We start from the raw sequence: 12,501 nt of genomic DNA on the forward strand, positions 1-12,501 counted from the left end.
ACTCGTTCGGATTTTTTTATTGTGATGGTGAATGTAGTTTTCATGTATCCAGCTGTTTCTAGCTGTTGATTGAAAGGGAATAGCAGAAAGAAAGGTGAGGATAGTAGAGCACATCAAACATGTTTATGAAAGAAGAAGAGGGGAAGAACAAGCATATAGAAAACTTTTCCTTAGTTGGTTAAGGTTGATTTATAAAGGAGTGACGAATATGTCAAAGTTAAATAATCCATTAACTCAATATTTCCATGAAGACTATCCAAAGCAGTATCAAGAACCGCCTGGTGTACAAAAAGAAATGAACGTCATCCCAGACTGCGGGGAGAACAGTTACATAGGTGCAGGTAAATTAAAAGGCAGAAAAGCTCTTGTAACAGGTGGGGATTCAGGTATTGGCCGAGCAGCAGCTATCGCTTATGCAAGAGAAGGAGCGGACGTTGCGCTTAATTACTTGCCACAAGAGCAAACTGATGCAGAAGAAGTAAAAAAGCTTATTGAGGCAGAAGGCAGAAAAGCAGTACTCATACCTGGTGATGTAGGCGAAGAATCTTTTTGCAAGGAGCTAGTAGAAAAAGCTTATAAAGAATTAGATGGATTAGACGTTTTAGCGCTCGTAGCAGGTAAACAGCAGGCAGTAGAAGATCTTGCTGATTTAGAAACGGATCAGCTGCGCAAAACCTTTGAAGTAAATGTATTCTCTTTATATTGGACCGTAAAAGCAGCGCTGCCTTATTTACCGGCAGGTGCTTCTATTATTACCACAAGTTCTGTACAAGGCTATAGCCCAAGTCCTAATTTATTAGATTATGCAGCTACAAAGTTTGCCATTAACGGATTCACTCGCGGACTAGCCAAGCAATTAGCTCCAAAAGGTATTCGCGTTAACTCCGTTGCTCCAGGACCTATCTGGACGCCGCTTCAAATTTCTGGAGGGCAGCCAAGCGACGCTATTCCAGGCTTTGGACAAGATACACCTTTGCAGCGTGCTGGTCAGCCGGTAGAGTTAGCAAATGTATACGTATTTTTAGCTTCAACGGATGCAAGCTACGTAACAGCTCAAGTTTACGGAATTACAGGCGGAATAGAACTAGCTTAAAACAAAAAACACGTGCAGTTATGAACTGCACGTGTTTTTTGTTTTATCGTCTTTTACCTTTTAAAGTTTGTACACAAATGTAGCTAAGCGTAGCGAATAACGCTGTAATAAATGCCGAGTGAGACAGTGTAGCAAAGACATTTAAACGAGACATGACAACAAAGATACCGCTAAATATTTGAGCAAAGGTTAAAGCAACTGCAATGATGGACGCGTAGTAAATATCACGGCGAGTTTCTTTATACTGTTTGATAGCAGATACCATAATCCAAATGATAAGAACAAACAGCACAAGAGCAGCAAATCGGTGAGCAAAGTGAATGCCTGTTGTTCCTGATAGCTTTGGAATAAGAGTGTTGCCATAACAAGCCGGAAAGCTTGTACACGCTAAGCTTGCACCTTTGTGACGCACATATGCACCTAAATAAATATCGCAGTAGGTAAATATAAGCGTAAACCATGCGAGCCATCTAAATTTGCCTGTAACGGCTCCTTTAATAAAATGATCCGAACGGTCCTTTTGAATAACAAATATTGAAAGTAAAAATACACCGGTAAACGCAATAAGCGAAAGACCGAAATGCAGGGCTAGCGCCTCAGCTGACTGAGGCCAGATAACGGCAGAAGCCCCGAGCAACGACTCGATAACGATAAATGCAATACTCATGATCGCTAAAATTTTCACTTCACGGTTTCTGCGATAACGAATCCAAGCCCAAATAGAAAATGCTAAAACAAGAAGACCTGCAAATGCGGTAATCAAACGATGCGTATATTCAATCATTGTTGCTACTGCGTATTCGGGTATTAACTGCCCGTTACACAATGGCCACTCGTTTCCGCACCCTAATCCAGATCCTGTGGTTGTGACCAGACTGCCGGCAATCATTAAAATAAACATAACAATCGTTGTAAATATAGCTGTTATTTTAAATAAATTTCTCATACGTTGACTCCCTTTGTTGAGTTACTAATTATGACTATAGATTTGATGAATACGATAGTCAAGTAGTAGAGCGTAATTAACAAATAACTGTCACAAACTCGCACATGTTTTCCTTAAATTTGATGTCAGAAAAGCTTTCTTCACTAAGCTTTGTAATGGTTTTTTCCTTTTAAACAATGTAAATATGCTTTCATACATAAGATATAAAAAATTATATTAGTGATTTTATACAATTTGCAAAAAAAACTTTAGAGAGAATGGAGATACAATCATATTCCAAAAGTGATAATATAAATATAAATCAAATGATGTTATAAAACCTATCATTTTATGTTAGATATAAAATAAACTTTTTTATCACGGAGAAACTTTATTGAAAGGAGAGATAACGATGAGCTTAGAAGCTTTAAATAAAAGAGTAGAAACCGATCTTTCTTACCTTTCTTTCAGGAAACCAACAGAAGTACAGCCAATTATCCCTAAAAGTGGACACGTATACGATGTAATCATTATTGGAGGAGGTCAAAGCGGTTTAGGAACGGCTTTTGGCTTGCTGCGAGAACGCGTGTCAAATATTCTTGTTATTGATGAAAACCGTTCGGGTTTAGAAGGTCCGTGGGAAACGTATGCACGAATGATTACGCTGAGAACGCCCAAAAACTTAACATCTATCGATTTAGGTATGCCTTCGCTTACGTTTCAATCGTGGTGGGAAGCACAATTTGGCTCAGAGGGCTGGGAAGCTCTTGACAAAATTCCAAGAGGAGACTGGATGAATTATTTACGCTGGTACCGGAGTATTCTTAACCTTCCTGTGGCAAATGAAATAAAATTAACGTTAATTGAGCCGACGGAAACAGGTATTCATCGCTTGCATATTGAAGGAAATGGAGCTGCATGTCCTACACTGATGGCACGTAAAGTTATACTAGCTACAGGAATTCAAGGAGGAGGAGAGTGGCATGTCCCGCCTATGATTTCTGAAAAATTGCCGCCTCATCTTTATTCTCATACTTCACAAACGATTGATTTTACTACGTTAAAGAACAAAAAAGTAGCTGTTTTAGGAGGAGGAGCTTCGGCGTTTGATAACGCCAACTATGCGCTTTCCGAAGGAGTTGCTGAAGCTCATGTATTTGTTCGACGAAAAGAACTTCCGCGTATTAATCCAATCAGACAAATGGAAGCTTCAGGAATGATTGAGCGTTTTCATGCTCTGTCAGATGCTGAAAAATATGAAGTAATGGCTCATTTTTTCGAATACAATCAGCCGCCTACGAATGATACATTTGGACGCGCTTCCTCATGGCCAGGTTTTCATTTGCACGTACATGCACCGTGGCTCGATGTCGAGGGAAAACAGGACAAAGCAGTTGTAACAACTCCTCAGGGAGTCTTTACATTTGACTATTTAATTATTAGCACAGGCCTTCTAACAGATCCGGCTCTTCGTCCAGAATTACGTCTTGTTGAAAAACACATCGCCCGCTGGAGCGATCATTACAAAGCACCGCATGAAATTGCCAATCCAGTATTGGATGCCCACCCTTACCTTAGTAATGGCTTTGCTTTTTCAAATCGCAATGGGGAAGGTCAAAAAATGGTATATGGCCTTTTTGCTTTTAATTATTCTGCTTTAATTAGCTGTGGAATTTCTGCTTCCGCTCTTTCAGGGCTGAAATATGCGATACCGAAGCTCGTATCAGAAGTCGCCAATCAGCTTTTTATTGATAACCGCCATGAGAATTTAACCAATTTCTTTGACTATAATGAGCCTGAATTTATCGGCAGCTGGTCAAAAGACGCTAATCAAGTGAAAACAACATAATAAAACTACATTTTTAACAATGAAAAAGGTGAAGCATATGGAGCCGATCTCTAAAAAGAAGATAGCTACTTTGTATACTCAAATTAGCCAAGAAATTTTTAATGTAGGCGTGAATACTCAAAAAATAGATATTATTGATAATAAAATTCTTATACTAGCTCAATCAAAAAGAATGCCAGCGCTAGACGCCCTCAGTGAAGAATATAAAGAATTAGTGATGTCTCTTGATGCGGCTTTGTCGACTAAATATAAAAAAATGCTAAAGCAAAAAGTGGAGCTATTATTCGATATCCAGGTCACTTCTTTATTTAGAGATTATGATCCTGCTACTGAGAATTCTTGTACGGTTATTTGCTTTAAATAACTTCTCTATATAAATGGCAAAACGTTCGATGAAATCGTTTGTTTTGCAAAAAACGTAAAAGACGGATGCTTATCTTCTGTTTACAGAAGCAAAGAGCCGTGAAGATAGAAGGGTTTCCTTCTGTTTTCACGGCTCTTTTTATACATATTTTCATAAAAAAGGAGTGGGGAAATGACTGAATATACACTTGTTGATAAAGCGGCTGTAAAAACTAGTTAAAAAAATCCAATCGATCATTAAAGGAGTGAAAAGCAAGTGGCGATGAATGAAAAAATGGAAACTCAGCATATGGAACTAACAAAAAAATCAGCACCTAATCCTTCATGGGTAGATAAGCTGTTTCATTTAACAGAACGTAAAACAGATGTAAAAACAGAAATTCTTGCGGGAATTACGACTTTTGTGACGATGAGCTATATTATCTTTGTTAATCCGACGATTTTAGCAGATGCAGGCATTCCAAAAGAAGCGGCAATTGCGGCAACAATTTTTGCCACTGTTTTTGCAACTCTTTTGTTTGCATTGTGGGCGAACATGCCTATTGCAGTTGCACCAGGAATGGGACTAAACGCTTTTTTTACGTATACAGTGGTATTGGGTGAAGGGTTAACGTGGCAAACAGGTTTAGGAGCCGTATTTATTTCAGGGGTTGTATTTTTTATTTTAACCATAACAGGCTTACGCAAGAAGATTATTGAAGGGATACCCGCTATTTTAAAAAGTGCTATTTCCGTTGGAATCGGTCTATTTATTGCTTTTATCGGTTTTAAGCAAGCTGGAATTATTGTAAGCAACAAAGAAAATTTAGTAGCGCTTGGACAACTGACAAAACCGGGCCCATTACTTGCTTTATTAGGTTTTATCGCGGTAACTGTATTAACTGCTCGAAAAATTAAAGGAGCTGCTTTGATTAGTATTTTACTAGTATCAATTGCAGGGATGGCGCTGGGCATAGTAGAAGCACCTAAAAGCATCAGCAGCGTTGTGTCGTTTTCAATGCCAAGCATGTCAGAAACTTTTTTACAAATGGATATTAAATCTGCTCTCCATTACGGTCTTTTCTCTATTATTTTTTCATTTACGCTTGTGGAGCTATTTGATAATTTAGGATCGATGATTGGATTATCTAAAAAAGCTGGACTAATGGATGAAAAAGGAGAAATTAAAGGGTTAGATAAAGCGCTTATGGCAGATTCTCTTGCGACTGTAGCCAGTGCTGCTATGGGATCTACCGCAATGAACGCGTATGTAGAAAACGCTGCGGGAATTGCAGAAGGAGGCAAAACGGGTCTTAAAGCACTGGTTGTTGCCATGCTGTTTTTAGTCAGTATTTTGTTCACTCCATTGATCAGCATTATTCCTGCTTTTGCTACAGCACCTATTTTAATTATGGTTGGAGCTCTCATGTTAACAGAAATTAAAAACATTCCTCTCGACGAAATAACAGATGCTGTACCTGCTTTTTGCACCATTATTTTGATGCCGTTAACATTTAGTATCGGCGAAGGCTTAGCGCTAGGGTTTTTATCTTATACGTTCGTTAAATTGTTAGCCGGCAAGGCGAAAGAAATCCACTGGATTATGTACATCATTAGCGCCGCTTTTATTATCAACTTCATCTGGGCTGCTTGAACGCATATATCTAGAGCAAAAAAGACTTCTCAGCTGAGAAGTCTTTTTTACTGATCGTGTAGATTTTAATCTCTCTCCCTTACAGAAATAAAAGATAGCGAAGGAAGATATATAACGTTGAAATTAAAAGAGATACGAGCGTGATTGGAGCTCCAATTTTCAAAAAGTCCATAAACGAAAATTTATGTCCTTTTTTTACAGCCATGCCAGCTACAATGACGTTGGCAGATGCTCCAATTAACGTACCGTTTCCTCCCAAACATGCTCCTAGAGCCAATGACCACCATAGTACATTGATTTGAGCAGAATCAGGGCTCATTCCCATTCCATGAGCCATATCTTGAATAAGTGGAATCATTGTAGCAACAAAAGGAATGTTATCAATAACAGCTGAGGCAATGCCACTAATCCACAAAATGAGATAAGCTGACAGTGCGATATTGCCGTCTGTAACGTTCAACGCGCCAGCAGCCAGCTTTTTAATAATGCCTACATCGATTAAGCCTCCGACAAGAACAAACAAACCTGCAAAGAAAATAATGGTTGTCCATTCAACAGAATCAAATGCGCTTTCTACTTCATCATGAGTTCTTAATCCAATTACCAGTAGTACAGCAGCACCTGTAATGGCTACCATAGCCGCATCAATGTGCAAAACAGAATGCAGGGTAAAACCTAGAATCGTTAATACTAATACAGTTAACGATTTTTTCATTAAAACAGAATCTTGAATATAATCTTTTTCATTTAAACTCATTAGCTCTTGCTTTTTACTATCTTCTACTTTTAACTTTTTACGATAGATAAGAACAAGAATCCCCAGTGTAACAACACCGATAATCAGTACTGCAGGAGTTAAATTTAATAAAAAAGCATTAAAATCAAGGTGAGGGTTCGCTGCCCCAATCATGATATTAGGCGGGTCGCCTATTAAAGTTGCCGTTCCTCCAATATTTGAAAACAGCACTTCTGATATAAGAAACGGAAAAGGATTAATGTTTAAGATAGTAGTAATCGAAAATGTAACGGGAACAATTAATAACACGGTTGTCACATTGTCTAAAAAAGCTGATCCGACGCCTGTTAAAATCGATAAAATAACTAGAATTCGAACCGGATCACCTTTAGCAATTTTAGCAGACTTGATGGCTGCGTATTGAAACACGCCTGTTTTGTTTGTGATGCCGACTAAAATCATCATACCCATAAGAAGGACAATTGTTTCCCACTGAATGTGTTCGGTAATAGCATTATTAAAATCGACAATACCTAACAAAATCATCAATATAGCACCTAAAAGAGCTGCTGAAGCGCGATTGATCTTTTCAGTCATAATCAGAAAATATGTAATGATAAATATAATAATGGCTGCGTATACATGAAAACTTGTAATGTGTTGAATTGCATTGTGCATAACTGTAACCTGGCGATATGTCATCTAGACGTCGCGAAGTGTAGATGACGCAAACTTTGGATGTTTTCCAGGTTTTCACCTCATCTTTCATCGTTTAATTTACATCCAACTTTACGGTGAAACTTCTATAAAATCCGCTTTCCTTTAACCAACCTCCTTTAAAAGCTTTGGTGTTCTTCAAAATGCAGACGATTCCTTCAGCATTATATCATATTTACATAAAAGCTTTCTTGCTAATTATTCATGTGATTTTCAACCCACACGCTTATTATGCACCTTAAATTCAGTTTACATAATTGATTCCTCTAATATCGGACAAAGTTAGACAAAGTTGGAACAGTGTCCAATTTTGTCTAACTTTGTGAGAACAAATAAAACAATGGATTGCTAAGATAAAGCGGTTTTCATGTTGGCACGGTACTTGCAAGAGTAATTAAGTGAAGTTTGATAATCAAATGAGGAGGCTTACCATAATGAAAACTGCTCAAAATAAAACAGAAAAGCTTACGAAAGAAAAAGCCAGCTGGATGTATCAGAAAATGGTAGAAATTCGAAAGTTTGAAGATGAAGTACATCAAATTTTTGCAAAAGGTGTACTGCCTGGTTTTGTTCATCTGTATGCAGGTGAAGAAGCGATAGCGGTTGGAATGTGCGCTCACCTTAATGACAGTGACAGTATTACGAGCACTCATCGTGGACACGGTCATTGTATTGCTAAAGGCGGCGATTTAGATGGAATGATGGCTGAACTATTTGGGAAGGTAACCGGGTTAGGCAAAGGAAAAGGCGGATCTATGCATATCGCGGATTTAGATAAAGGAATTTTAGGAGCAAATGGAATTGTAGGAGGAGGATTTCCGCTTGCGTGCGGTTCTGCTTTAACTGCTAAGTATAAAAAGACAAAAGATGTAAGCGTTTGCTTTTTTGGAGACGGGGCGGGCAATGAAGGAACGTTTCATGAAGGAATTAACTTAGCAGCTATTTGGAAACTGCCGGTTGTTTTTGTTGCTGAGAATAATGGCTACGGAGAAGCAACTCCCTTTTCTTATGCTTCAAGCTGCAGCACGATTGCAGACCGTGCCGCAGCTTACAATATTCCAGGCGTACGAGTGGATGGAAAAGACGTGATGGCTGTTTATGAAGCAGCTGCTGAAGCGATTCAACGAGCTCGCAGAGGGGAAGGCCCAACGTTAATTGAATGTGTAACGTATCGAAATTACGGGCATTTCGAAGGCGACGCACAAACGTATAAATCAGGCAGTGAAAAGAAAGAACATCTTCAGGAAAAAGATGCGATTGCTCTTTTTGAAAACTATTTGCTTTCAGAACAAGTAGTAACAGAAAAAGAGCTTAGAGATATTGAAAGTGACGTAGAAAAAGCAGTAAAACGCGCAGTTGAGCTAGCAGAAACAAGCGATTATCCTGATGCTTCCGAACTATTAACAGATGTTTATGTATCTTACTAATTAAAGGGGGAAAAGAAAATGACTAGAAAATTAAGTATGTCTGAAGCTATCAATGAAGCAATGAAACTAGCGATGCGAAAAGATGAGAATGTGATTCTGCTGGGAGAAGATGTAGCTGGCGGAGCGGAAATTGACCACCTGCAAGATGATGAGGCTTGGGGCGGTGTCCTTGGAGTGACAAAGGGACTTGTACAAGAATTTGGACGTGAACGAATTCTTGATACGCCTATTTCAGAAGCAGCTTATATAGGAGCTGCAATGGGAGCGGCAGCTACGGGGTTAAGACCGGTTGCAGAATTAATGTTTAATGACTTTATTGGCTGCTGCTTAGATCAAGTGCTGAATCAAGGCGCAAAATTTAGATACATGTTCGGAGGAAAAGCAGAAGTGCCCGTCACGATTCGAACGACTCATGGAGCTGGATTCAGAGCTGCGGCTCAGCATTCTCAGAGCTTGTATGCTTTGTTCACTAGCATTCCTGGCATTAAAGTAGTGGTGCCTTCTACCCCTTACGATGCAAAAGGTTTATTATTAGCAGCAATTGAAGACAATGATCCGGTTATCTTTTTTGAAGACAAAACGTTGTACAACATGAAAGGTGAGGTTCCTGAAGGCTACTATACGATTCCATTAGGAAAAGCGGACGTGAAACGCGAAGGAACAGATTTAACGATTGTAGCGATTGGCAAACAAGTGAATACTGCACTTACAGCCGCAGATCAATTATCTCACAAAGGAATTGACGTAGAAGTAGTTGATCCTAGAAGTCTATCACCATTTGACGAAGAGACAATTCTTTCTTCTGTAGAAAAAACGAACCGATTAATTATTATTGACGAAGCTAACCCAAGATGCAGCATCGCAACAGATATTGCTGCGTTAGTTGCTGATAAAGGATTTGATATGCTTGATGCACCTATTAAACGAATTACAGCACCACATACACCTGTACCATTTTCACCTCCATTAGAAGATATTTATCTGCCAACACCGCAAAAAGTAATTGAAGTTGTATCGGAGTTGCTAGGAGATAAATCGCTTCTAAGCGTGTAAGTAAAGAGAAAGGAGGAGGAAGCAAATGGCTGCAGAGGTTGTAATGCCAAAACTAGGTATGGCAATGAAAGAAGGAACCGTTTCGACATGGAATAAAAAAGTGGGAGACTCCGTTTCAAAAGGAGATATGATTGCAAGTATTAATTCTGAAAAAATAGAAATGGAAATTGAAGCGCCGCAGGACGGTGTGATTCTTGATATCCTTGTGCAAGAAGATGTAGGTGTGCCTCCTGGAACGATTATCTGTTATGTTGGAAATCCAAACGAGCAGCTTACTGAGCAAAGCAGTTCAGCAAATGAGCTTCAGGCTCCTAAAAACGAGGTAGCCGCCACTATCTCTTTAGAAGAGCCACCAGCAAACGTAGCTTCATCAAAGAAGAGCAAAGAAACTGTGCGCATTTCACCAATTGCACGGAAAATAGCAGAATCTGAAAACCTTGACATTGAAATGATTAAAGGCACGGGACCAAAAGGAAGAATCACAAAAGCGGATGTAGAGAAAGTGCTGGCAGAAAAAGCTGCAGAAACAAGTCATCCACCAGTTGAAATAGATAAAGCTACAAAAAAAGAAACGCTTCCAGTAGCGGGAATGAGGAAAGTCATTGCAGGCCGAATGCATAATAGCTTACTAAACAGTGCTCAATTAACGATTAATATGAAAGCTGACGTGACGGATTTGCTGTCTCTTCAACGAGAAATTAAAGAAGTGATTCAACAACGCCATAAGGTGAAAATCTCTCTAACTGATTTTATTGCTCGCGCTGTTGTTCTTTCACTTCAAGAACACAAGCAAATGAACAGTGCGTATATCGATAACGAAATTCATCTCTATCATCATGTTCATCTTGGAATGGCCGTGGCTTTAGAGAATGGGCTAGTTGTTCCTGTTGTGCAACATGCTGAAAAAATGCCGTTAGTTGAATTAGCTGCAGAGATTAAAACACGAGCAGCGGATGCTCGGCAAGGTCAGTTGAATACTGATAGCATGCAAGGTTCCACATTCACTATTACTAATCTCGGTGCCTACGGAGTAGAGTATTTTACACCTGTATTGAACCCGCCTGAAACAGGAATCCTTGGTGTGGGAGCTACTGAAGATGTACCTATGTATATAGGAGACGATTTACAAAGAAGAAACGTGCTGCCTTTAAGCCTGACGTTTGATCATCGCGTACTGGACGGAGCACCTGCAGCTAATTTCCTTGGAACTATTAAACAATACTTAGAGCAACCTATTTTACTACTCTTATAGAAAGGTGGTGCATTCCATGAAACCTTTAGTTGTCATTGGCGGCGGTCCTGCAGGATATGTGGCGGCAATCACTGCCGCCCGGCAAGGAAAACAAGTTACGTTAATCGAACAAAAAGATTTAGGTGGAACATGTTTAAATGAGGGTTGTATGCCAACAAAGTCATTATTAGCAAGCGCGGAAGCCTATAAGAAAATAAAGCAAGCTGAGCAATTCGGCATCACTCTTCCTTTAGAACAAGTGAAAATTAACTGGGATGGCGTTCAGCATCATAAAACAGCCATTGTTAAAAACTTGGTCAGGGGAATTGGCTATTTAATGAAAAAGAACAGTATTAAAGTCATGAAAGGAGAAGCTTCTTTTTTGACAAATCATCGCCTAGCCGTGCGAAATGAAAATCAAGTAGAAGAAATAGAGGCTGAACAGTTTATTATTGCTGTAGGTTCAGAACCTGCTAGCCTGCCGTTTGCTCCGTTTGATGGAAAGTGGATCATTCACAGTGGACAAGCGATGTCGCTGCCTGCTATCCCTTCATCTCTTTTGATAGTAGGAGGAGGTGTAATTGGGTGTGAATTTGCAAGCATTTACAGTCAAATGGGAACAAAAGTAACGATTGTGGAAGCGGCAGATCAGCTGCTTTCTGGTGAAGACGCCGATATCGCCTTTATGTTGCAGGAAGAGTTAGAGAAAAAAGGCGTAACGATTTATACATCCGCTTCGTTAACAAAAATGCAGCCAGAAGATAAAACGGCTCTATTTAAACATAAAGAAGAACTGCATGAACTGCAGGCTGACTATGCATTAATTTCAATTGGGAGAAAGCCTAGAGTGCTAGGTTTAGGTTTAGAAAAGCTTGGCATACATTTTTCAAAACAAGGAATTGATGTTAATGAGCATATGCAAACGAATATACCTAATATCTATGCTTGTGGAGATGTAGTCGGCGGAATTCAGCTCGCTCATGTAGCCTTTCATGAAGGCACAGTTGCTGCTTTGCATGCATGCGGAAAAGATAAGAGCGTGAATTACAGAGCTGTACCACGCTGCATCTATACTCATCCTGAAATTGCAAGTGTCGGTTTGACAGAAAAACAGGCCCGAGAAAAATACGGTGATGTTCGTATCGGAGAATTTTCGTTTACGGCAAACGGCAAAGCGATGATTGCAAATGATTCTGTTGGAAAAGTGAAAGTAATCGTAGAACCGCAGTTTAATGAAATTATTGGGCTTTCCATTGTAGGTGCACATGCTACAGAATTAATTGGACAAGGAACTATCATGCTGCACGGGGAGTTGACCACGGATGTAATGGAAGACTTTATCGCTGCTCATCCTACATTATCCGAAGCGATTCATGAAGCTCTTTTGCATTCAGCGGGTCAGGCCGTTCACTCATGATTATACAAGTGCTCAAGTTATTAAGCTCTTTAAGAATGAAAAGTAAAAATGAATGAT

10 protein-coding genes are annotated in these 12,501 nt (G+C 39.4%); 8 read left to right on the plus strand and 2 right to left on the minus strand.

From position 1 onward, the window contains the following. Positions 1-208 precede the first annotated feature (208 nt). Entirely contained in the window at positions 209-1,093 is an 885-nt protein-coding gene (locus MKX72_RS09500; RefSeq protein WP_048021377.1) for an SDR family oxidoreductase, read from the plus strand. 43 nt (positions 1,094-1,136) lie between these two features. Here MKX72_RS09500 and MKX72_RS09505 read toward each other — a convergent pair whose 3' ends face one another. Continuing rightward, a complete protein-coding gene (locus MKX72_RS09505) occupies positions 1,137-2,039 on the minus strand; it encodes a COX15/CtaA family protein (protein WP_014460550.1) in 903 nt (300 codons plus the stop codon). 391 nt (positions 2,040-2,430) lie between these two features. Between MKX72_RS09505 and MKX72_RS09510 the strand changes: the two genes are divergently transcribed. The 3 genes from MKX72_RS09510 to MKX72_RS09520 all read left to right on the plus strand — a co-directional run bounded on the left by MKX72_RS09510 (position 2,431) and on the right by MKX72_RS09520 (position 5,863). Next, positions 2,431-3,867, plus strand: coding sequence for an NAD(P)-binding domain-containing protein (locus tag MKX72_RS09510; protein ID WP_154991447.1), 1,437 nt, complete (start codon positions 2,431-2,433; stop codon positions 3,865-3,867). Positions 3,868-3,904: 37 nt separating this feature from the next. Beyond that, positions 3,905-4,231, plus strand: a complete 327-nt coding sequence (locus MKX72_RS09515) for a Na-translocating system protein MpsC family protein (RefSeq protein ID WP_014460548.1) — start codon at positions 3,905-3,907, stop codon at positions 4,229-4,231. A gap of 255 nt (positions 4,232-4,486) precedes the next feature. After that, positions 4,487-5,863 carry an NCS2 family permease gene (locus tag MKX72_RS09520; RefSeq protein WP_049164121.1) on the plus strand — a complete coding sequence of 459 codons (1,377 nt, stop codon included), beginning with the start codon at positions 4,487-4,489 and terminating at the stop codon, positions 5,861-5,863. A gap of 79 nt (positions 5,864-5,942) precedes the next feature. Here MKX72_RS09520 and MKX72_RS09525 read toward each other — a convergent pair whose 3' ends face one another. Next, positions 5,943-7,277 (minus strand): ArsB/NhaD family transporter, encoded by a 1,335-nt coding sequence (locus MKX72_RS09525; RefSeq protein ID WP_154991770.1) that lies wholly within the window; start codon positions 7,275-7,277, stop codon positions 5,943-5,945. Between the two features lie 473 nt (positions 7,278-7,750). Between MKX72_RS09525 and MKX72_RS09530 the strand changes: the two genes are divergently transcribed. From MKX72_RS09530 to lpdA, 4 genes are read left to right on the plus strand one after another with little or no spacing between them, the layout of a single operon-like run. Further along, positions 7,751-8,743 carry a thiamine pyrophosphate-dependent dehydrogenase E1 component subunit alpha gene (locus tag MKX72_RS09530; RefSeq protein WP_154991446.1) on the plus strand — a complete coding sequence of 331 codons (993 nt, stop codon included), beginning with the start codon at positions 7,751-7,753 and terminating at the stop codon, positions 8,741-8,743. 18 nt (positions 8,744-8,761) lie between these two features. Then, positions 8,762-9,796, plus strand: a complete 1,035-nt coding sequence (locus MKX72_RS09535; RefSeq protein ID WP_034264586.1) for an alpha-ketoacid dehydrogenase subunit beta — start codon at positions 8,762-8,764, stop codon at positions 9,794-9,796. Between the two features lie 25 nt (positions 9,797-9,821). After that, positions 9,822-11,048 (plus strand): dihydrolipoamide acetyltransferase family protein, encoded by a 1,227-nt coding sequence (locus MKX72_RS09540; protein WP_099330854.1) that lies wholly within the window; start codon positions 9,822-9,824, stop codon positions 11,046-11,048. 16 nt (positions 11,049-11,064) lie between these two features. After that, on the plus strand, positions 11,065-12,444 hold the full coding sequence (gene lpdA, locus MKX72_RS09545) for a dihydrolipoyl dehydrogenase (protein ID WP_099330855.1): 1,380 nt from the start codon (positions 11,065-11,067) through the stop codon (positions 12,442-12,444). Positions 12,445-12,501 lie beyond the last annotated feature (57 nt).

The sequence above is a fragment of the Priestia sp. FSL R5-0597 genome, from assembly GCF_038006305.1.
Taxonomy (GTDB): Bacteria; Bacillota; Bacilli; order Bacillales; family Bacillaceae_H; genus Priestia; species Priestia zanthoxyli.